Genomic DNA, 19,336 nt, shown 5'->3' with positions numbered 1-19,336 from the left:
GTCGGGCTTGCCCGTCTGCGCGAACCACTACGGACGATGCGTGGACCGCCGTTGAGATCGTTCCTTCATCTGGGAAGGAACCGGGCCGCATCATGAAGAGAGATACGAATGTCCAAGCGCCATAGCGCCAAGTACAAACTCGACCGGGTCATGGGTGAAAACCTGTGGGGTCGCGCCAAGTCCCCCGTCAACAAACGCTCGTACGGCCCCGGCCAGCACGGCCAGCGCCGCAAGCAGAAGGTTTCTGACTTCGGCCTGCAGCTGAAGGCCAAGCAGAAACTGAAGGGCTACTACGGCAACATCACCGAGAAGCAGTTCTCGGCGACGTACGAAGAAGCCTCGCGCCGCAAGGGCAACAGCTCGGAGAACCTGATCGGCCTGCTGGAGTCCCGCCTCGACGCCCTGGTCTATCGCGCCAAATTCACGCCGACCGTCTGGTCCGCCCGTCAGTTCGTCAGCCACGGCCACGTCACCGTCAACGGCAAGAAGGTCGACATCGCGTCGTACCGTCTGAAGGTCGGCGACGTCGTCGAGGTCAAGGAAAAGTCCCGCAACATGGCGCTGGTGCTCGAAGCCCAGCAGTCGTCGGAACGCGACATCCCGGACTATATCGAAATCGGCGACCGCGGCTTCTCGGTCCGCTTCGTCCGCGTGCCGGAACTGGCCGACGTGCCGTTCCCGGTGAAGATGGAGCCGAACCTGGTCGTGGAATACTATTCTTCGTAAGGGCGCTATCGTTCGCGACGCGGTCGCTCGCTGCTTGAGCGCGGAATGCGAGATTTCAGAGAGGCCCCGGAGAAATCCGGGGCCTTTTCGTTGTTCGGAACCCTCCGCCCTGCTTTCGTCATTCCGGGCGGACCCCGGCGAAAGCCGGGGGGAGACCCGGAACCCAGCGGCGCCGCGACGGCGGCGAAACACGGTCAGTGGCAAGCAAGGGCGGGCTGCTGGCCCCGAAATGCGCACGCGACAGGTTCGCGCTCTGGCGCGCCGCTGGGTTCCGGGTCTGCGGCTCGCTGCGCTCACCTCCGCCCGGAATGACGAACGAATAGATCAAGAACTGACCCGGCCTTCCCTTGCGGGGCGAACACGCGCATTTTGCCGGCTGTTCAGGGTTCGGCGCGGGAGGCCGGAGGGATGAAACGGATCGTCACGCTGGCCGCTACGGCGGCCCTGATCGCGGCTCTGCCGGGTTGCAGCGCCATGCAGCAGATGGCGGGCCGGTTCCGGACGCCGCCGGCCGACCTGCCCGGCCAGATCGAACCCGTCCATGCCGCGGCCATCGCCCACGACGAGGCCGTATTCTGGGTCACCTCGAACGGCTGCACGGCCAAGGAAGACATCACCCCGGTGGTTCGGTCGTCGAGCGACGGACCGATCATCACCCTGCGCCGGATCAAGGAAGACCGCTGTCGCGAGACCTTGCCCGAGGGGACCGAGGTGCGCTGGTCGTTCGAGGAACTGGGGCTGGCTCCCGGATCACGCCTCTCGGTCGATAGTCCGTACCAGCTGCCGCCGGCCTGAGGCTCAGCGCCGCTCGAACGCAGGCAGCATGTCCGCCGGGATGCGGTGCGGCCGCAGGGTCGTGGCATCGACCAGCACCCATTCGGACACGCCCTGGGCGCAGACGCGGCCTTCGCCGTCCTCGATGCGGACATGGCGGTTGAAGCGCGGTCCCTGGGGATCGCCGACCCAGGTGCGGGCCACCACGCCCGGGGCGTCGGGCGGCAGGGGGCGGAAATAGTCGACCTCGTGCCGGGTGGCGACCCAGGACCAGCGGGCCCGGGTCGCATCGTCGAACCGGGCGTTCCAGTGGGCCGTGCCGGCGTCCTGCAGCCAGCCGACATAGACGACGTTGTTGACGTGGCCGTTGTCGTCGATGTGCTCGGGGCGGACCTCGAGCGGGACAACGAAGATCTCGCGGTCGATGCGGGGTTCGAGGACCGCGCGCGCCATCAGGCCTCGGCTTGCTCGCCCAGGGACACGCCCTTTTCGGCCATCAGGGCCTGAAGCTCGCCGGCGTTGAACATCTCGCGCACGATGTCGGAGCCCCCGACGAATTCGCCCTTCACATAGAGCTGGGGAATGGTCGGCCAGTCGCTGAAGGTCTTGACGCCCTCGCGCAGGGCTTCGTCCTGCAGCACGTCCACACCGATGAAATCCGCGCCGATATGGTCGAGGATCTGCACCGCCAGCGAGGAGAAGCCGCAACGCGGCGCGTCGGGCGAGCCCTTCATGAACAGGACCACCGCGTGATCCTTCAACGTGTCGGCGATGAAGGCGTGGACGGGGTCGGCTTGAGCTTGATCGGTCACGGACGCTGGCCTTTCAGTGAAGGGCGTCAGGTATGGACCGCGGGGCGGGGGGTCAAGGGCGGACACCATTCCTCCCCCGATGGGGAGGAATGAGACCAGTCAGGCCGCCCTGGCGCCCGCGACCCGGGCCATCTCGATCTGGGCGGCCAGGCCGGGCGGCATGTCGCGGTCCGGCACCTGGGACAGGGTGTTGAGCCGTTCGATGTCGCTGGCCTCGATCATCACACTGGACACCGCCGGGTCGGTCAGGGCGTAGGCCAGACAGATGGCCTCGGCCGACCAGTTGTTGGTGCGGTGCAGGAAGGCGAAAGTGCCGGCATGGGCCAGCGGCCCTTCTGCCGGCTTGGGTCCGCCGCCGAAGCCGAACAGTCCCTTCTTCGGCATATGCACGGTCGCGGCCTTTTTAGCCGTGTTCAGGCTGTCGGGGAAATAGCCATAGACGAAGATGGCCATGTCGGCCTCGCGCGCGGCGCGCAGGCGCGAGCGGACCTGCCAGTGGATGTTGACGTGGAAGGGCGTGGCCAGGACGTCGAAGGCGCCCGTCGAGACATAGGTGTCCATCACCTCGCCGTCGCCCGAGATGCCCAGCAGCCGCACCCGCTCGGTGGCGCGCAGGGCCTTGAGGGCGTTGAGCGTGGACTGCGGCAGTTCGTGATCGCCGGGCTCGTCGAGGATGGCGAGGTCGAAATAGCCGAGGCCGGAGGCATGCAGGGCCTTGTCGATCGCCGAGGTGATGCCCTCGGCTGAGAAGTCGCGGTCCGAGCCGCGGCGGCCGTCCCCGGCGCCCAGGGTCAGGGATACCTGGACCAGCTTGCGGTCGACGTGTGTCAACGCCTGTCCCAACACCTCGGCCAGAACGGGGTCGGCGGTCTCCAGGCGGTAGGAGTTGATGCCGGCTTCCAGCGCCGAATAGATCAGTTCACGGCCGGCCTCCGGGCCGCCGCCGATGTCGCGGGCGCCGAGGCTGAGGGTCAGGCAGGAGACGGCTTGTCCGGTCAGGCCAAAAGGACGGTAGCGCATGGTTCAGTCTCCCGCCGGGCTTGAGGTTTCGAGCGCCAGCGCGTGCAGTTCGCCGCCCATCTTGCCCTTGAGGGCGGCATAGACGAGCTGGTGCTGGCGCACGCGCGGCAGGCCCGCGAAGGCCGCGGACACGATGCGCGCGCGATAGTGGTCGCCGTCGCCGGCCAGATCGTCGATGACGATCTCGGCGTCGGGAAAGGCTTCGGTCAGATGGCCGCGAAGCGTTTCGACGGGCATGGGCATGGAAGGCGCGGTCTCCGGACTCGCCGGAGATGATGGCGCGTAAACCTTAATGCGGGACTACGGCGCGGCGCTTTCCGGGCGGAGTGCGGCTGCTGGAAGGTTCATCACAAAGGGCACAACGGGGTCACAAAGGACACGACGGGACCGGGGATGCTTCCGGGCCCGTGTCTTCCTCCGCGTGTCTTGAGATCGCGGCGTACGCCGCATTGATTCAGGGCCCCGGCGTGGATCCCGAGTCTTCTCACAGCGTCGATGGCGGGTTCGGCTCTATCATCCTCTCAGGAGTCCGTTGTGTCCTTCGTGAATCCCTTTGTGTTCGTTGTGATGAACCCGCTTTGGCCGGGGCACGGGAGCAGAAGGCGCGTCAACTCAAGTGACGGTTGTTTTAGTGGGCTATCCGCTCCAGCAGCACCACCGGCGCGTCCTTGTAGGTGGTCTCGGCATAGGGGAGGTAGCCCCCGCGCGCGGCCAGGGCGTGCGACGGGGCGTTGTCGGGCGAGATCATGCAGACGGTGCGCGGGGCGTTCAGGGTCTCGTCGCACCAGGCCAGGGCCGCCGACAGGCCCTCGAAGGCCAGACCCTGGCCCTGAAAGCGCGGGGCCACGCCCCAGCCCAGTTCCGGTGCGTCGAAGGCCGGGGTCATCTCGCGCCTGTAGTGCAGCACGCCGAAGGTCCCGACCAGGTCGCCGCCGTCCTTCAGCCGCGCCGCCCAATTGCCATGGCCCATGGCCTCCCAGTGGCCGATGTCGCGCAGGGCGCGGAACCAGACCTCCTCCGGGCCGACGGTGCGGCCAAAGATGGGACGGGTGAAGTCGATGTCGCCGAACAGGGCGCACAGGTCTGGGTAGTCGGCGGCCTGGACCGGGGTCAGGGTCAGGCGGTCGGTGATCAGGACGGTCACAGCAGCCCCAGCTGCTTGAAACTGGCCACGCCGTCGCGGCCGACGATCAGGTGGTCGTGGACGCTGATGCCCAGCGCGCGGGCGGCCTCGATGACCTGGCGGGTCATCTCGATGTCGGGCCGCGACGGGGTCGGGTCGCCGGACGGGTGGTTGTGGACGATGATCATCGACTTGGCCGACAGCTCCAGCGCCCGGCGCACGACCTCGCGCGGATAGACCGGAGCGTGGTCGACCGTGCCGCGATTCTGGATTTCGTCGAGGATCAACTGGTTGCGGTTGTCGAGGTACAGCACCCGGAACTGCTCGCGCGCCTCATGCTGCAGGGACAGGCGGACATAGGCGACCAGGGCGGTCCAGGACGAGATGACGGTGCGCTGGTTGGCCTCTTCCTTGATCACCCGGCGGGCGACCTCGTGCAGGGCGGCGAGGTCGAGGGCGGTTTCCTTGCCCAGACCCTTGCCGCGCCCGCGCGTGTCCTCGGCCTTGACGGTCGTCAGTTCCTCGACCGAGGCCGCCAGCACCGCCGCCAGCGAGCCGAACCGGGCCAGCAGCGCCTTGGCGATCGGCTTGACGTCGCCCTGCGGCTGGCTACGGAACAGGAACAGCTCGAGCAGTTCGTAGTCGGGGAGGTGGGCAAGGCCGGCCCCGCGGGCGCGCTCTCGCAGACGCTCGCGGTGGCCCGTGTGGTGGGGTTTGGGCGCGGGTGGGGCGGCGGCGTCCATGCTCAGGCGGCGGCGCGACGGTTGGAGATGTTCAGGTGGAACCAGTCATACGGAAAGATGACCTTGCCGGACTCTCCCCGTTTGACGATGCCGTTCTTGATCAGGCCCGTGACGTCGCCGTGCACCGCCTTGACGTCACGATCGACCTTCCGCGCCACCTCCCGGATGCTCATTTCACCCCCGCCCGCCATGACGGTCAGGATGTCCCAGCGCTTGGCGGTGAGGATTCGCCACAGCAGATCGGACGTGATGAAGCTGATCTCCGCATAACCCTTCTCGACGCCTTCGAAGGCGCTTCGGAAGTCGGCGAAGACCTCATCCTCAGTCCTCACGCTGAAGACGACCGTTCTGAAGTCGCCATTCTCGTACCGTTCGTCGGAAATCGAGTTCGAGCCGAGCGAGGTCATGAAATTCATATGGCGTCTCCCCGTCATCAATGTGGACGTGGTCGCCTTTGCCCCGCTCGTTGTCGAAACGGACGACGCAGACCTCGTCGCAGACGAAGACCAGGCTGTATTTGTAGAAATGGGTCGAGCCGACGACGGGAACCGGCACCTCCCAAACCCGGGTGTACATGGCCTCATCTTCGCCGACGACGACCTCATCCTCACGGACCAGCCGGGCCTTCATGTTGGAGAATACTCCAACATGAATCGTGTTGTCAATTGGTCCAACAGAGACCCTCCGTTCGGAGGGACAATCTATCCTAGAATTTCGGCCGGAACAGCCCCGCCGGGCTGGCGCTGAACAGCTCCACGCCGGTCGCGGTCACGCCCACCGTGTGTTCACACTGGGCCGACAGGGATTTGTCGCGGGTCACGGCGGTCCAGCCGTCGGACAGGACCTTCACATGCGGCTTGCCCAGGTTCACCATCGGCTCGACGGTGAAGAACATGCCGGCCTTCAGCGTCGCGCCCTCGCCGCGGCGGCCGTAGTGCAGGACGTTGGGGCTGTCGTGGAACAGACGCCCGATGCCGTGGCCGCAGAAGTCGCGCACCACCGACATGCGGTTGGCCTCGACCACCTGCTGGATGGCGTAGCCGATGTCGCCGAAGGTATTGCCCGGCTTGATCATCGCCAGACCGGCCTCGAGCGAGTCATAGGTGACGTCGATCAGCTTGCGGGCGCGGGCGTTGACGTTTCCGACCGCATACATGCGGCTGGAGTCTCCGTGCCAGCCGTCGATGATGACGGTGTGGTCGATGTTGACGATGTCGCCGTCCTTCAGCACCCGGTCGCCGGGAATGCCGTGGCAGACGACGTGGTTGATCGAGGTGCAGACGGTCTTCTCATAGCCCTTGTAGCCGAGGCAGGCGGGCATGGCGCCGTGGTCGAGGGTGAAGTCGCGTATGCGGTCGTCGATCTCGCGCGTGGTTACGCCGGGGACGACGAAGGGGGTGATCATGTCCAGCGCCTGACCCACCAGACGGCCGGCAGCGCGCATCCCCTGCCACATCTCCTCGTCCTCGTGGACGCGAATCTCGTGGGTACGGACGAAGGCGTCGCTGTCCGGTTCGGGGGTCTCGTACATCGGGGGCTTTCGGGAGGCGGCAGGCTCGGTTCAGATGGCGATCATAACACAGATGCTCAAGGCTGCACGATGACCGGGCGGCGGCGGCAGTCTAGCGTGCAGACATGACCGAATCCTCTCCCACCGCCGCCGTCCTGATCATCGGCGACGAGGTGCTGTCCGGACGGACGCCGGACACCAATCTGAATGCGATCGCCCGGTTCCTGGCGGCGCTGGGTGGCGGCGGTTTTGGCGGGCTGAGCGCGGCGTGTTATGATGATCCCATGGATGACGCCGCCCCCATTCCGCAATCCGCGACCTCGACGGGCGACGATGACCTGGTGGCCTATGAGGCCGAAGGCTATGTGACCTCGCTCGCCGCCGCCGTGAAGGTCATGGATCATCGCCAGGGGTTCGCGGTCCTGCGACATGAGGGGCGCGAAATCATCCTGATGTCCGGCGAGAAGTTCGAGGAATGGGAAGACGCGGTCGATAGCGCCGCGATCGCCCAGGCGCTCGCCAATCCCGACCCTGAGGGCCGAAGCACTCTTCAGGAGGTTGCCGAGGAATTCGGCGTTGTCTTGCCGTCCCAGCGTCGGGCCTGAAGCTGGCCTGGACGATCATTCTTGAGCGAAGGGCCAAGAAGGTGCTTGGGCGTATTCCCGCCGCCGATCGGACGCGAATTCTGACCGCCCTTGATGATCTCGCCGCCGATCCTTTTGGGGCGCGGAACGTCAAGTCGTTGCAGGCGAGGCAGGATTATCGGCTGCGTGTTGGTGACTATCGGGTTGTCTACAATCTCGAGCGAAATATCCTGACCGTCTTCGTCATCGAGATTTCCCAACGCAGCGGGGCCTACCGTTAGCGGGCGAAAGCCTCCGCCACCGCCTGGTAGGCCGGATTGGCGCGGCCGTCGGCGTCCAGCAGCAGGGGGCTGTCGTCCTTCCAGCCCTTGCCGTCGTCGCGCAGCAGCCAGCTGTCGACATCGCGCAGGCCCCAGGTGGTGAAGGCGAACCGCTGGCGGGCGGGGAGGGCCATGAAGGCCTCGGCCAGTTCGCCGACGCGGGCGACTTGCCGGGCGCGCTTCTGGCTCAGGGAGCGGGTGTCGACGGGGCTGTCGCTCCGCATCGAGAAGTCCAGCTCCGACACATGGATCGGCAGGCCGAGCGACCCGGCGTCGCGGAAGAAGTCGCGGATCTGTCCGGCCGGGATGTCGATGTCGAGGTGCGACTGGGTCCCGATGCCGCCGATGGGCGCGCCCTGGGCCAGCAGGCGATCGACCAGCCGCAGGAAGGTCGCGCCCTTCCGCGGATTGTTCTCGAGATTGTAGTCGTTGAGGAACAGCACGGCGTCCGGGTCGGCCGCGCGGGCTTGCTGGAAGGCGCGGACGATATAGGCCTCGGGCCCCAGCTTGCGGGCGTAGACGCAGTCGCGCAGGCCGTCGCCGTCCTCAGCGACCGCCTCATTGACGACGTCCCAGCCGACCACCCGTCCGCGATAACGTCCGGCGACGGTGGAGACATAGCGGTCGAACTCGGCGGCGAACCGTACGGTCGGCAGGGCGTCGGTGAAGACATCCAACCCTTGCGAATACCAGACCAGGCAGTGGCCGAAGACGCGCAACCCCTGCTCATGGCCCCAGTCGACCATCCGGTCCGAGGCCGAGAAGTCGTAGGCAAAGCCCGGTTGCAGGATGCGCTCGGGCTTCAGCTGCCATTCGGGGGTGATCTGGCTGACGTGGCGGCGCATGGCGGCGACCCAGACGGGGTCGTCGAGCTGGCCGGTCATGCCGGTGGCGCCGATGGGGAAGTCCGCCAGGGATTTCAGCGGCGGGGCCAGCGGTCCCGCCGGGGTCTGGGCCGAGGCGAAACGTTCGCAGGCGGTCAGAGCCCAAGGCGCGATCAGGGGCGCGGCAAGGAGAGCGCGTCGGTTCAGTCCGGGCGGATCAGCCCGCACGCCGCCTCAGGCCCAGTTCGTCGAAGGCCGCCGTCTCGCGCTTGCCGGCGGCGATCATGGCGTTGAGGCGGGTCATTTCGGCGACGTGTTCGAACTTCTTCAGCTCTTCGAAGGCGCCGGACAGGGCGTCGCGGGCGCCTTCCTCTTCGGCGTCGATGATGACGACGTCGGCCTCGGCCGCGCCCTTGCGCAGCTTCCAGCCGTTCAGATAGGCCTGCAGCAACATGGCGGCGTCGGCGTCGTCCCGGGCGCGGTCCTGCTCGATTTCGGCCTCGGCCTCGAGCACGGCGATGCGCATTTCCGCGGAGACGCGGCGGGCGGTGATCTCGGCCAGACGCTTCTGCAGCGTCTCGACCTCATAGTTTGAGATGCGGATCAGTGATTGGGCCCAGGCGGTCATCGATACTCTCCGGTCACTGGATCATGCCTTGATTCAGAATTGCTTCCAGCCGGGTAAAGGAATCGGAAAGACCGGTGTGATCGTCCTTGTCCTGGCCGAGAAAGGCCTCCAGCGCCGGGTTCAGGGCGATGGCCCGGTCGACGATAGGATCGGCCCCGGCGCGATAAGCGCCGATGCGGATCAACTCTTCCATGTTTCCATAGGCCGACAGGCACTGGCGGGCGCGACGATTCAGCTCGCGCTCGGGCGGGGTCTGGCAGGCGGGCAGGGTGCGGCTGACGGACTTCAGCACGTCGATCGCCGGGAAGCGGCCGCGCTCGGCGATCTTGCGCTCCATGACGATGTGGCCGTCGAGAATGCCTCGCACAGCGTCGGCGATGGGCTCGTCGTGGTCGCCGCCGTCCACCAGTACGGTGAACATGGCGGTGATCGGTCCCGCTGTCGTGCCGTCGGGCCGCACCGGGCCGGGACCGGCGCGTTCGAGCAGCTTGGGCAGTTCGGTGAAGACGGTGGGCGTATAGCCCTTGGTCGTCGGCGGTTCGCCGGCCGCCAGACCAATCTCGCGCTGGGCCATGGCGAACCGGGTCACGGAGTCCATCAGGCACAGCACCTCCAGGTCCTGGTCGCGCAGATATTCGCAGATGGCCATGGTCATGTATGCGGCCTGGCGGCGCTTCAGGGCCGGTTCGTCACTGGTGGCGACCACGACGATGGCCCGGCGCAGGCCCTCTTCGCCGAGGGTCTCCTCGATGAATTCGCGCACCTCACGGCCCCGTTCGCCGATCAGGCCGACGACGACGACATCACAGGTGGCCTGCCGCGCCAGCATCGACAGCAGCACCGACTTGCCGACACCCGAGCCGGCGAAGATGCCGAGGCGCTGGCCGCGGCAGGTGGTGGTGAAGACGTCCATGGCCCGGACGCCGAGGTCCAGCCGCTCGCCCACCCGGCCCCGCGAATGGGCGGGTGGCGGGGGCGCGCGCAGGGGATAGGCGGCGGGACCGACCGGGAGCGGCCCCTTGCCGTCGATGGGCTGGCCGAAGGCGTCGATGATGCGGCCCAGCCAGGCGGTGGTCGGGCGGACGCTGGCGGCGGACGAGACGATGCGGATATCGGCCCCGGGCGCCACGCCCTCGACCGGGCCGAAGGGCATCAGCAGGGCCTTGGCGTCGCGGAAGCCGACGACCTCGGCGGGCAGGGGCGACAGGTGACGGCGCTCGATCTCGGCCCGGGCCCCGACCGACAGGCGCGACAGCCCGCCCTTGGACTCGATCAGCAGGCCGTTCACGCCGGCGACCTTTCCGGTCACGACCAACGGATCGATCGCTTCAACGGCGGCGGCGAGAGCGTGCATGGCCCACGAAGGCCAGATCGTGGTTAACGGGGGGTGAATTTCAACCGCTGAGTCCCCTCTCCCGTCGGGAGAGGGAGGCCGCGCACGGATGCGCCAGCATCCGTTCTGGCGCGGGCGGGTGAGGGGTTACGGTGTTTGGGGCGGCAGGCGCCGTAACCCCTCACCCCTGCCCCTCTCCCTGTGGGAGAGGGGTTCTGACTACGCCGCCCGTCGCGCCGCGAACGTTCCGTTCGGAAGCGCCACGACGCGGCCGTAGCGGACCAGGGTGGCGAGAGCCTGGGTGACGCGTTGCTCGATCTTCCGGCCTCCGCCCTTGAAGCCGCGTGACAGGCCGGCGGCGTCCATGGGGCGGTCGGCGGCGGCGAGGGCGGCGAGCAGGGCCAGCGGCTGTTCGGCCTTGTCCTTGGGGAAGACCGGCAGGCCCTTGTCGAGGGCCACAACTGTGTCGCCGAGGTCGAGTTCGCCGGACTTCGCCTTGGCCCCCTTGGCGAAGCGCGGGATCTGGTAGTCGGGGCGCAGCCAGCGGACGTGGCCGGCGGCCTCTTCCTTGGCGCGTTCGGCGTTGAGGGCGACCAGTTTCTCCAGAATCTGTTCGTCGGTCAGGTCATGGGGCCAGCCGTAGGCGTCGGCGGTCGCCCGGTCGATCTGGTCGTGCAGGTCCTTGAGGATCAGCACCCGGCCGCGTGTCTTGACGTCCTCGTCCTTCGCATCGAGCAGCGTGCCTGCGCGGACCTTCTCCAGCACATTGTAGAGGCCGGTCAGGGTCAGGTCCGGATGCTCGGCCTGAACCGTCTTGCGGGTGGCGTCGAGCTCCTCGCCGAGGGCGCGGAGGCGGGTCTTGATGGCATCGGCGGGGTCGGGGAAGGGGAAGGGGTCGAAGCAACGGGACTTGTTGTAGACGGGACGGCTTTCAAGGGTCCCACCAGCGGAAAGCGACCAATGCCGATGGAACCGTGATGAAAGCACGGCCAGCAAGGAGGCATCATCCACGGCAATGTTCACCAGCCTGTGCTCCGGGAGGAACTGTGCAGGAAGAAACTGAAATTCCCTGTGTTTTGCAGTCTCCGGGAGGGCGATGAAGCGACTGACAGTGGCGATTGCCGTGCGCAAATCGGGCCTATTCCGGCCAAACAGCCACCAATCTCTTCGGAACTGATCGTCTCGATTCAGATCACGCTCAGGCCTGACCGTTGAAAGGAGATGTTGGAAAAGGCGCGGATATTTGCGGCGAAGGTCGGCGTCCGATTTCCCATAAGTATCGATAATGTATCTAACTCTGAAGCCTTGCACCAAGTCTCGTCCGCTAGCGAACGGACGAAGCAGGTCGGACTCTAGGGTGCCTGCAGTTAACAGGTCTGCCGCCGCAGGCTCCAAGACAAAGCCTCTCCCGGCAAGCATCACGCCATTCCAGGACAACCCGGCATTCGCCACGAGTTCTCGAGTCTGTGTCAAGTCGGCACCTGCCGAGAGATCGGCGTTGATGCGTCCGCGTGCCGTAGAAAACGTGAGCTGGGGCTCGTCGGAGTCGAGGGCGACTTCGGCAAGCACAGCCAAACGTATTCCTTGGACGGAGCCACGTTCCGCCGCAGTCATGGCGATCCGAACGGCCGCCGCATCACGGGTTGCCTTGGTCCACGGGTGGTCGGGCACGGCAAAGATGATCGACAGTGGCGTCTTTCCGGCCAGATGGCGCTCGACTACACGCCGATCAAAAGTCTGCTTGATCGAGTTAGTGCTGACAAACCCGAACCTGCGCAGGATCGCTTTCCGCTGAAGCAGGACCTCAGCGGCTCGGTCCCACCAGTACATAACGAAATCGGCGCTTTCATTGATCTGCTTGTGGGCTGCGAAGAGTGCTTCAACATACGGATCGGAGAGTGCTTCTCGCATATCCTTCCCTTTGCCCAAAAAAGGTGGGTTCCCGACGATGAACTCCGCCGCCGGCCAGTCCGGCCGCCGGGCGTTCGGATAGACCTGAACCGCGCCCCTCGTTCCTCCCCCACCGGGGGAGGGGGACCGCGAAGCGGTGGAGGGGGCAGGGGCGGGCACCGGCGCGTGCGGCAAGCCCCCTCCACCATCCTTCGGATGGTCCCCCTCCCCCGAGGGGGGAGGAATGATCTCGAACTGCAGCTCGGGGTATCCGTCCCAGGTCAGGACCGCGTCCTTCTGCTGGATGTTGCCGAAGGCCTTCAGGATCGGCTCGGCCGGGTGTTCGGAGCGGTTGCGGTAGTGCTGCTGCAGATAGCCGATCCACAGCACCAGTTCGGCGATGGCGGCGGCGCGGACGTTGAGCTCGATGCCGAGAAACTGGTGCGGGTCGACGGTCTCAAGGCCGATGCTCTCGGTCTCGCCCAGCTGGGCGAGGGTTTCCAGCACCTCGCCCTCGAGCCGCTTCATCAGCTCCAGCGCGACATAAAGGAAATTGCCGGTGCCGCAGGCGGGGTCGAGCACTCGGGTCTGGCACAGGGCATGGTGGAAGGCGCGGACGAGGGCCACCGCCTCTTTCGCATCGCCCCGCTCGCGCGCGTCCTCGGCCCGGGTCTGGGCGGCCGACCAGTCGGCGCGCAGCGGCTCCATGACCGTGACCTCGACCAATCGCTCGACATAGGAACGCGGGGTGTAGTGGGCCCCCAGCTTGCGCCGTTCGGCCGGGTCGAGCGCCTGTTCGACGAGAGTGCCGAAAATGGCCGGTTCGACGAAGCGCCAGTCGTGCTGGGCGGCGGCGAGCAGTTCGCCGATCTCTTCGCGGCCCATCGGGAAGGCGCGGGCGTCGTGGAACAGGCCGCCGTTGAAATAGCGCAAATGGGTCTTGAAGCCCGAGAAGAAGCGGTCGGCGTGATCGGGCGCGTCCATCTTGCGCCACAGGTCCTGAAGCAGGGGGGCGAAGCTGTCGGGGCCGTCGAGGCATTCGCTGAGCAGAGCGGTGAACTGGCCACGCGGCAGCAGGTCCGCGTCCTCGGCGAACATGGTGAAGATGCAGCGCATCAGGAAATGGGCGACGTCCTCGGGCGGGTGCTTCTTCTCCAGCGCCTTGGAGACCTCGGCCAGGCGGTTGGCGATTTCGCGGGTGACGCGGGCGGCGTGGCGGGTGGGGTCCAGCGACTGGGGGTCGGTCCAGATGGCTTTCAGCCGGGCGACGATCGCCGGATCGCGCAGGTCCTCCAGCCGGATGCGGAAGCCCTTGCGATCGGGGAAATGACTGTAGGCGCGGCCGGTGCCGGAGAAGTCGGCATAGACCTCGAACACATGGGCCACGTCGCAGACGATCAGGAACGGCGGGGCGACGTGGTCGGACGGCAGACGGAAGACGTAGTCCTCGGCCTGACGCCGGGCGTTGCGCATCAGGACGTCCCACTTGCCGTCTGCGGACGCGTCAGCCCCCTCCACCGCCGTTCCGGCGGTCCCCCTCCCCCATGAGGGGGAGGAGACGGCGAGGCGGAGGCGTTCGGGTGACTGTTTGGCCTCGAGGATGAAACAGCCGCGCTTGTAGAGGTCGATGCGCAGGGTCGAGCCGAGGGCTTCGGCGTCGCGGCGTTTCACGCCCCGCTCGAATACGTAGTCGTTGGTGTGGGTGTCGTCGCTGGCGGGATCGGGCGAGGGAACGCCGATGACCTGACAGAACTCCGACAGGAACATCTGATAATTGGCGCGTTCGGCGCCGCCACGCGCCCGGCTCCATTTGTCGATGAAGGCGTCGATGTCCAAGAGCCGTCCCCCTAGAGTTCACTTGGCCCCGTTCGCGGGGGCGTTGCAAGCGGGCCGGCCCCATCCTATCTCCCTGAAGGCGCAGCGCCGCCCGCGCGATTGTGCACCCTCCGCACGCGTTTTTCCCCCTCGGGGGGGCGGCGATTGTGCACTATGTGCACTCGGTTTTTCGCCAAACCGCCGTTCGGCCCGATCCTGAAAAGTGCACTATGTGCACTCGAATTTCCCGGAGACCAGAATGTCCGACCCGGCCCCCTACGACGCCTCCCGCCATCTGAAAGCCGGACGCGGCAAGGTGTATGCCTCGATCCTCGACACCATCGGCGATACGCCGCTGGTCGGGCTGCCGCGGCTGTCGGCCGAGATGAAGCCCAGGGCGACCGTGCTGGCCAAGCTGGAATTCTTCAACCCGATGGCCTCGGTCAAGGACCGGATCGGCGTGGCGATGATCGAGGCGCTGGAGCAGGCGGGGCAGATAGGGCCTGACACCGTCCTGATCGAGCCGACCAGCGGCAACACCGGCATCGCCCTGGCCTTTGTGGCGGCGGCCAAGGGGTATCGGCTGATCCTGGTCATGCCGGAAAGCATGTCGATGGAGCGGCGCAAGATGCTGGCCCTGCTGGGCGCAGAGCTGGTGCTGACACCGGCCGAAAAGGGGATGAAGGGCGCCATCGCCATGGCTATCGAGATCAGGGACCGGACCCCCGGCGCCGTCATACCGGCTCAGTTCGACAACCCCGCCAACCCCGCCATCCACCGCGTCTCGACGGCCGAGGAAATCTGGAACGATACGGCGGGGGCGGTGGACATCATCATCTCCGGCGTCGGCACCGGCGGCACCATCACCGGCGTCGGTCAGGTGCTCAAGGCGCGCAAACCGTCGCTGCGCATGATCGCCGTGGAGCCTACGGCCTCGCCGGTGCTGTCGGGCGGCGAGCCGGGGCCGCACAAGATCCAGGGTATCGGGGCGGGCTTCATCCCCTCCATCATCGACCGCTCGGTCATCGACGGCGTCGAACAGGTGTCCAACGAGGACGCCTTCGACATGGCCCGCAAGGCCGCGCGGGTGGAGGGCATCCCCGTCGGCATCTCGTCGGGCGCGGCGCTGGTCGCCGCCTTCCGCCAGGCCGCGCTGGAGGAGAACACCGGCAAGACCATCGTGGCCATCATCCCCAGTTTCGCCGAACGCTATCTGTCGACGGCCCTGTTCGAGGGGTTGTGACCGTCACAGCCGGTTAACCGGCGCGGACCTAGGATTTGCGGGACATGTCCGAGCTCGCGCCCATCCCAGAGGAGGCTGCCCCGGAAGGGGGGTTCCGCGCGCGTCATGCGTTGCTGAAACGCCTCGCCGATGTAGTGTCGCTGCCCACCAGCCGGATCAACGCCTTCGAGCGGGCCGTGACCGGCGACCTGCTGGTCGAGATGCTGCGGCTGGCCCTGCCCGAGGACCGTCGGCGAGTGGCCGCCCGGTTGGCGCCTCTGGCTGAACTGCCCAACGCCCTGGCGCGGATGCTGCTGCGCGACGATCCGGAGATCGCCGGGCTGTTGATCGATCAATGCGCCTCGCTGTCGGACGCCGATCTGGTCGCCTGCGCGCGGGACACCACGCCCGCCCACCGCTTTCTGATGGCCAGCCGCCGGGCGCTGTCAGAGGTCGTCACCGAGACCCTGCTGAGCTTTGGCGAGACCCATGTCATCGAGGCGGTGCTGCGCAACAGCACGGCTCGCCTGAGCCAGACAGCGATCGAGGGCGTGGTCAGCCTGAGCCGGCAGGAGCCGCAGTTGTGCGGCGCCGTGCTGAAGCGGCCGGAACTGCGCCCCTCGGGGGCCTATGTGATGTTCTGGTGGTGCGGGGCAGAGGATCGCCGCACCATCCTGCAGCGGTTCGCGGTGTCGCGCGAAGTCATGCAGGAGGTGTCGGAAGACGTCTTCGCCATGGCCGCGGTCGAGAACTGGCAGGATCCGGTCTCACGCAAGGCGCTGCAGTTTATCGAGCGCCGTCAGCGGAACCGGGCGGCGATCGCCAAGAGCCCCTATGGCGGGCTGGAGCAAGCCGTGGCGGTGGCGGCCGAAGGGGGGTTGAACCGCGAGGTGGCGACCGAGATCGCCTATCTGTCGGGGGTCAAGCCGCTCACCGGCGCCAAGATCATGGGCGATCCCGGAGGCGAACCCCTGGCGATCCTGTGCAAGGCGACGGGGCTGGGCAAAAGCGACCTGACCAATCTGTGGCGCTCGATGCGCCGGCCCGAGACGTCTGACGACGGCTCGGTCCATCCCGCCTGGGACCGGGTGCAGATCACCTATGACATGCTGGCGGTCGATCGGGCCCAGACAGTGTTGCGCTACTGGAACTGGTCGCTGTCTTCGGCGCTGACGCCCGCCCTTCTCCGGGCCATTCGCGAGGGCGAGGAAGAGGGTCTGGACCACTACTCGGCGCCAGAACGCGCGGCCATGCTGGCGCTGGCGGACAATTTCGGTCGCTGAAGACCGCAAGCGCGTCCTCAACGGCGTTTATAGTGAACCCTGAAACACTTCGGACATCTCATTGCGAGCATGGCGGCCGATGTTGCTTTCACAAAAGAACAAATCTATTGAACTCGCCAACGGCTGATTCAGTCGAAGAACAAACGAACAAGGTGAGGCCGACCCATGGAAGATAACGCCCAAATCCTCGAAATGACTGCGGACATCGTGTCGGCCTATGTCGGCAACAACAATGTGCAGGCGGTCGAAGTGCCGGGCCTGATTTCCAGCATCCATGCCGCCCTGACCCAGGTCTCGACCGGCGCTGTCGAGCCGGAGCCCGAGGTCAAGGACCCGGCTGTGCCGGTGCGCAAGTCGATCACGCCCGATTTCCTGATCTGCCTGGAAGACGGTCGCAAGTTCAAATCGCTGAAGCGCCACCTGCGCACCAAATACAATATGAGCCCCGAGGAATACCGGGCGAAATGGGGTCTGGCGAAAGATTATCCGATGGTCGCCCCGAACTACGCCAAGGCGCGTTCGGACCTGGCCAAGCAGATGGGTCTGGGTCAGGGCGGCCGCAAACCGGCCCGCGCCGCCGCGGGCCGCGCCAAGAAGTAATCCGGACGCACTGTTCGGGAGCCGCGCCCGTCTCCAGCGATGGAGGCGGGCGGTTTGCTGTGGGGATCAGGCCGCGGCGGCCCCGCGACGCATCCGCCAGAAGCGCAACGTCCTGAGCGCGGCGTCCTTCGTCAGCTCGGCGTACATCCGGGCGTAGGAGTGGGCCTTGGCCATGGCGCCGCCGTCGTCGTTCAGCAGCACCACCGCATAGGTCAGGAACAGGGCGCGATCGAGATCGGCAGACTTGCAGACCACGGCAAGGGCATCCAGCTCGCGCCGCTCGACGATCTGGCGGGCGGTGTGGAAGTCGATATCCGACAACTGGGCCAGGGCGATCAGGAACGAGGTGGTTCCGCCCGAGCGCAGGAACCGCGCCAGCATCTGCGGCGTCAGCTGGCCCGCGGCCTTGAGTTCTTCGACATAGGCCGAGCATTCGGCGTAGTCGGCGGGCAAGGCGCCGTCGTCGGTGGCGATGCGGGCGCGGCCCGCGGCCAGGGCGCTTTCCAGCAGGGCCGGATCCATGCGGGCGTTTTGTTCGAGGATCCGGGTGCGAAGCCGCGCCTCGACAACGAAATACATTTCGTTGAGCAGGTCGGCCGGCAAGCTGGCGCGCGAAACGGCGGCCTCATGCAGCGCCGGATTGACCCGCGCCCGCTCGACGGCCGCCTCGGAGGATTTGCGCGACAGCTGGACGCCGTCGTTGCGCAGCAGGGTTCCGAGCGTCTCGTCGTCGCCACGCTCGACGATCACGTCCGACACGGCCTCAGACACCGTGGGGCGTGCCGAGACGGCGCGCAGATGATCCTGACCATGCTTGCGGACCACGCCCAGCAGGTCTTCGTCCGTCAGGACCGGAGAGGTAGTCAGGACGGCTTCGGCGACAGCGGCTTCGTCATTGGCCAGTCGGCGGATCAGGGCATGGGGCGCGTCTGGCGCATTCGCGAACCGGGCCGACAGTTCGGCCCGGACGGCGCTCTCCATCTCGTCGGCGAGACTGGCGAGAACGGATCCGTAGAGGGCGTCCTCGGTGGTGCTGCGGACCGAGGCGCCGAAGAAATGCTCGGTCAATTCCCGCAGCAGCGCACGACGCTTCTCGCTTGACCCTTCCTCAGCCAAGGCGATCAGCTCGGGCAGGCGGGACGGCGTCAACGCGACGGTCACTGATGATCCCCGTCGGAGGCGGCGGGCGCGGGACGCACCCGACCCTGGGCGTCGCGGATCAGGGTCGGCCCCTGTTCGGGCGCAGCGAGATCCTGCGAGGCGATGGTCTCGGGCATGGTCACGGCGAGGGCGTCGACATAGTTCGGCTCGGGCATCTCGAGGGCGTCCGGCTGCCGGCCATTCTGGCGGTGGACCGAATAGTAGCGGCCGCCTTGCAGCGGCGGGCGTTCGCCGCTGTTGCTCACTTCAGCGACACGGCGCGGCTGGGTTGCAGTTTGGGGCGACGCAGCGGCGGGGTGGACCACCGGCGGGGCGGCGGCTGAAGCGGGGGGCGCGTCCTGCTGCATGCGGAAGATCGGCGCGTCGCGTCGCGGGGCCATGGGATCGAACGGGTCGCTCTGAACCGGCGGGGCCTGGGTGGGGGCCGGCGCATAGATCATCTCGGCGGGCACGGCCTGACCACGTACGCCGGGATCGGGCAGATAGTCGGGCGTCGCGCGGGGCTGGGGCGCCGGAGGCGGGGCTGGAACAGGGCGCGGCGGGAGAGGGGCGGCGCGCGCCGGTTCGGGCATGGCCGGTTGGGGGGGCGGCGCGACGCGGTGCATCCAGGCGTTGGCCGGGGTCAGGGTGCGGGGGGCGTCGGGAGCGGGCGTCAGGCCGGGCCGCGCCGGGACGGGTGAGGCCGACGTGAGACCGCCGTGCGGAATGACGGTATTGGGGCGTCTCAGGTCGCGCCTGCCTGTAGCGGCAGCAGCAGTGGGGGCGGCGGCGGGGGCCGCGGGGCTGACCTCGCCGCGGCTGGGCCATGACAGATAGCGCAGGCCACGGGCCTCACCGGCCGGTGCGCCGGCGCTCTGGGCGGAAGCGCCGCCGGCGAGCAGCACCACGCCCGCGGCGGCGAACAGGGCGGTCGTCAGGATCGGGGGGCGGCGCAAGGGAGCGTCTCCGGACGCGGGAAGGGAGCCTCA

The 19,336-nt window shown here is 67.1% G+C and carries 21 protein-coding genes and 1 pseudogene; 7 read left to right on the top strand and 15 right to left on the bottom strand.

Annotation, left to right across the window (positions count from 1 at the left end):
• Positions 1–108: 108 nt before the first annotated feature.
• Positions 109–726 (top strand): 30S ribosomal protein S4, encoded by a 618-nt coding sequence (gene rpsD, locus Q8K49_RS12180; RefSeq protein ID WP_305306341.1) that lies wholly within the window; start codon positions 109–111, stop codon positions 724–726.
• A 408-nt stretch (positions 727–1,134) separates the two neighbouring features.
• Positions 1,135–1,521 (top strand): hypothetical protein, encoded by a 387-nt coding sequence (locus tag Q8K49_RS12175; RefSeq protein ID WP_305306340.1) that lies wholly within the window; start codon positions 1,135–1,137, stop codon positions 1,519–1,521.
• Positions 1,522–1,524: 3 nt separating this feature from the next.
• Here the strand turns inward: Q8K49_RS12175 and Q8K49_RS12170 are convergent, their stop codons facing one another.
• From Q8K49_RS12170 to map, 9 genes are all read right to left on the bottom strand, one after another.
• Complete coding sequence (locus tag Q8K49_RS12170; protein WP_305306339.1) at positions 1,525–1,953, bottom strand: thioesterase family protein; 429 nt, start codon at positions 1,951–1,953, stop codon at positions 1,525–1,527.
• On the bottom strand, positions 1,953–2,312 hold the full coding sequence (grxD, locus tag Q8K49_RS12165) for a Grx4 family monothiol glutaredoxin (protein ID WP_305306338.1): 360 nt from the start codon (positions 2,310–2,312) through the stop codon (positions 1,953–1,955). Before grxD ends, Q8K49_RS12170 begins: the two co-directional genes overlap by 1 nt.
• Before the next feature lie 99 nt (positions 2,313–2,411).
• On the bottom strand, positions 2,412–3,332 hold the full coding sequence (locus Q8K49_RS12160; protein WP_305306337.1) for an aldo/keto reductase: 921 nt from the start codon (positions 3,330–3,332) through the stop codon (positions 2,412–2,414).
• 3 nt (positions 3,333–3,335) lie between these two features.
• Positions 3,336–3,575, bottom strand: a complete 240-nt coding sequence (locus Q8K49_RS12155; RefSeq protein ID WP_305306336.1) for a BolA family transcriptional regulator — start codon at positions 3,573–3,575, stop codon at positions 3,336–3,338.
• A gap of 385 nt (positions 3,576–3,960) precedes the next feature.
• Positions 3,961–4,476: a GNAT family N-acetyltransferase gene (locus Q8K49_RS12150; RefSeq protein ID WP_305306335.1), complete on the bottom strand. Its 516-nt coding sequence runs from the start codon at positions 4,474–4,476 to the stop codon at positions 3,961–3,963.
• Entirely contained in the window at positions 4,473–5,198 is a 726-nt protein-coding gene (gene radC, locus Q8K49_RS12145) for a DNA repair protein RadC (RefSeq protein ID WP_305306334.1), read from the bottom strand. The genes Q8K49_RS12150 and radC overlap by 4 nt, the downstream gene beginning before the upstream one ends.
• 2 nt (positions 5,199–5,200) lie before the next feature.
• Complete coding sequence (locus Q8K49_RS12140; RefSeq protein ID WP_305306333.1) at positions 5,201–5,614, bottom strand: transcriptional regulator; 414 nt, start codon at positions 5,612–5,614, stop codon at positions 5,201–5,203.
• Complete coding sequence (locus Q8K49_RS12135) at positions 5,520–5,828, bottom strand: DUF6516 family protein (RefSeq protein ID WP_305306332.1); 309 nt, start codon at positions 5,826–5,828, stop codon at positions 5,520–5,522. Before Q8K49_RS12135 ends, Q8K49_RS12140 begins: the two co-directional genes overlap by 95 nt.
• A gap of 76 nt (positions 5,829–5,904) precedes the next feature.
• A complete protein-coding gene (map, locus tag Q8K49_RS12130) occupies positions 5,905–6,729 on the bottom strand; it encodes a type I methionyl aminopeptidase (protein ID WP_305306331.1) in 825 nt (274 codons plus the stop codon).
• 104 nt (positions 6,730–6,833) lie between these two features.
• Here map and Q8K49_RS12125 point away from each other — a divergent pair.
• Together Q8K49_RS12125 and Q8K49_RS12120 are read left to right on the top strand one after the other, a co-directional pair.
• Positions 6,834–6,947 (top strand): annotated as a pseudogene (locus tag Q8K49_RS12125) (competence/damage-inducible protein A); the annotation flags it as partial.
• A gap of 329 nt (positions 6,948–7,276) precedes the next feature.
• The gene (locus Q8K49_RS12120) at positions 7,277–7,573 is read left to right on the top strand and encodes a type II toxin-antitoxin system RelE/ParE family toxin (RefSeq protein ID WP_370867779.1); all 297 of its coding nucleotides are present in this window, start codon (positions 7,277–7,279) and stop codon (positions 7,571–7,573) included.
• Here the strand turns inward: Q8K49_RS12120 and Q8K49_RS12115 are convergent.
• The 4 genes from Q8K49_RS12115 to Q8K49_RS12100 all read right to left on the bottom strand — a co-directional run bounded on the left by Q8K49_RS12115 (position 7,570) and on the right by Q8K49_RS12100 (position 14,123).
• Positions 7,570–8,664: an endo-1,4-beta-xylanase gene (locus Q8K49_RS12115; RefSeq protein ID WP_305306330.1), complete on the bottom strand. Its 1,095-nt coding sequence runs from the start codon at positions 8,662–8,664 to the stop codon at positions 7,570–7,572. The two genes, Q8K49_RS12120 and Q8K49_RS12115, sit on opposite strands and share 4 nt — an antisense overlap.
• Positions 8,654–9,064: a flagellar export protein FliJ gene (locus Q8K49_RS12110; RefSeq protein WP_305306329.1), complete on the bottom strand. Its 411-nt coding sequence runs from the start codon at positions 9,062–9,064 to the stop codon at positions 8,654–8,656. Before Q8K49_RS12110 ends, Q8K49_RS12115 begins: the two co-directional genes overlap by 11 nt.
• A gap of 13 nt (positions 9,065–9,077) precedes the next feature.
• Positions 9,078–10,418 carry a flagellar protein export ATPase FliI gene (gene fliI, locus Q8K49_RS12105; protein ID WP_305306328.1) on the bottom strand — a complete coding sequence of 447 codons (1,341 nt, stop codon included), beginning with the start codon at positions 10,416–10,418 and terminating at the stop codon, positions 9,078–9,080.
• 198 nt (positions 10,419–10,616) lie between these two features.
• Entirely contained in the window at positions 10,617–14,123 is a 3,507-nt protein-coding gene (locus Q8K49_RS12100; protein ID WP_305306327.1) for a DNA methyltransferase, read from the bottom strand.
• Between the two features lie 238 nt (positions 14,124–14,361).
• Between Q8K49_RS12100 and cysK the strand changes: the two genes are divergently transcribed.
• From cysK to Q8K49_RS12085, 3 genes are all read left to right on the top strand, one after another.
• A complete protein-coding gene (gene cysK / locus Q8K49_RS12095) occupies positions 14,362–15,345 on the top strand; it encodes a cysteine synthase A (RefSeq protein WP_305306326.1) in 984 nt (327 codons plus the stop codon).
• A gap of 44 nt (positions 15,346–15,389) precedes the next feature.
• Positions 15,390–16,607 carry a DUF2336 domain-containing protein gene (locus Q8K49_RS12090; RefSeq protein ID WP_305306325.1) on the top strand — a complete coding sequence of 406 codons (1,218 nt, stop codon included), beginning with the start codon at positions 15,390–15,392 and terminating at the stop codon, positions 16,605–16,607.
• 165 nt (positions 16,608–16,772) lie between these two features.
• Positions 16,773–17,207 carry a MucR family transcriptional regulator gene (locus Q8K49_RS12085; RefSeq protein ID WP_284222232.1) on the top strand — a complete coding sequence of 145 codons (435 nt, stop codon included), beginning with the start codon at positions 16,773–16,775 and terminating at the stop codon, positions 17,205–17,207.
• A 66-nt stretch (positions 17,208–17,273) separates the two neighbouring features.
• Here Q8K49_RS12085 and Q8K49_RS12080 read toward each other — a convergent pair whose 3' ends face one another.
• Positions 17,274–18,368: a DUF2336 domain-containing protein gene (locus Q8K49_RS12080; RefSeq protein ID WP_305306324.1), complete on the bottom strand. Its 1,095-nt coding sequence runs from the start codon at positions 18,366–18,368 to the stop codon at positions 17,274–17,276.
• Positions 18,365–19,303, bottom strand: a complete 939-nt coding sequence (locus Q8K49_RS12075) for a hypothetical protein (protein ID WP_305306323.1) — start codon at positions 19,301–19,303, stop codon at positions 18,365–18,367. The genes Q8K49_RS12080 and Q8K49_RS12075 overlap by 4 nt, the downstream gene beginning before the upstream one ends.
• Positions 19,304–19,336: the final 33 nt, after the last annotated feature.

The organism is Brevundimonas sp. (assembly GCF_030682035.1).
Lineage (GTDB): Bacteria > Pseudomonadota > Alphaproteobacteria > Caulobacterales > Caulobacteraceae > Brevundimonas.
The sequence above is the reverse complement of the archived record's forward strand: the minus strand, read 5'-3'. Positions and strand labels throughout refer to the sequence as shown.

Bases quoted from the DNA above. Each gene is read 5' to 3' on its own strand.
- rpsD (WP_305306341.1), top strand. From the start codon at position 109: ATGTCCAAGCGCCATAGCGCCAAGTACAAACTCGACCGGGTCATGGGT.
- Q8K49_RS12175 (WP_305306340.1), top strand. From the start codon at position 1,135: ATGAAACGGATCGTCACGCTGGCCGCTACGGCGGCCCTGATCGCGGCT.
- Q8K49_RS12170 (WP_305306339.1), bottom strand. From the start codon at position 1,953: ATGGCGCGCGCGGTCCTCGAACCCCGCATCGACCGCGAGATCTTCGTT.
- Q8K49_RS12160 (WP_305306337.1), bottom strand. From the start codon at position 3,332: ATGCGCTACCGTCCTTTTGGCCTGACCGGACAAGCCGTCTCCTGCCTG.
- Q8K49_RS12155 (WP_305306336.1), bottom strand. From the start codon at position 3,575: ATGCCCATGCCCGTCGAAACGCTTCGCGGCCATCTGACCGAAGCCTTT.
- radC (WP_305306334.1), bottom strand. From the start codon at position 5,198: ATGGACGCCGCCGCCCCACCCGCGCCCAAACCCCACCACACGGGCCAC.
- Q8K49_RS12140 (WP_305306333.1), bottom strand. From the start codon at position 5,614: ATGAATTTCATGACCTCGCTCGGCTCGAACTCGATTTCCGACGAACGG.
- Q8K49_RS12135 (WP_305306332.1), bottom strand. From the start codon at position 5,828: ATGAAGGCCCGGCTGGTCCGTGAGGATGAGGTCGTCGTCGGCGAAGAT.
- map (WP_305306331.1), bottom strand. From the start codon at position 6,729: ATGTACGAGACCCCCGAACCGGACAGCGACGCCTTCGTCCGTACCCAC.
- Q8K49_RS12110 (WP_305306329.1), bottom strand. From the start codon at position 9,064: ATGACCGCCTGGGCCCAATCACTGATCCGCATCTCAAACTATGAGGTC.
- fliI (WP_305306328.1), bottom strand. From the start codon at position 10,418: ATGCACGCTCTCGCCGCCGCCGTTGAAGCGATCGATCCGTTGGTCGTG.
- cysK (WP_305306326.1), top strand. From the start codon at position 14,362: ATGTCCGACCCGGCCCCCTACGACGCCTCCCGCCATCTGAAAGCCGGA.
- Q8K49_RS12090 (WP_305306325.1), top strand. From the start codon at position 15,390: ATGTCCGAGCTCGCGCCCATCCCAGAGGAGGCTGCCCCGGAAGGGGGG.
- Q8K49_RS12085 (WP_284222232.1), top strand. From the start codon at position 16,773: ATGGAAGATAACGCCCAAATCCTCGAAATGACTGCGGACATCGTGTCG.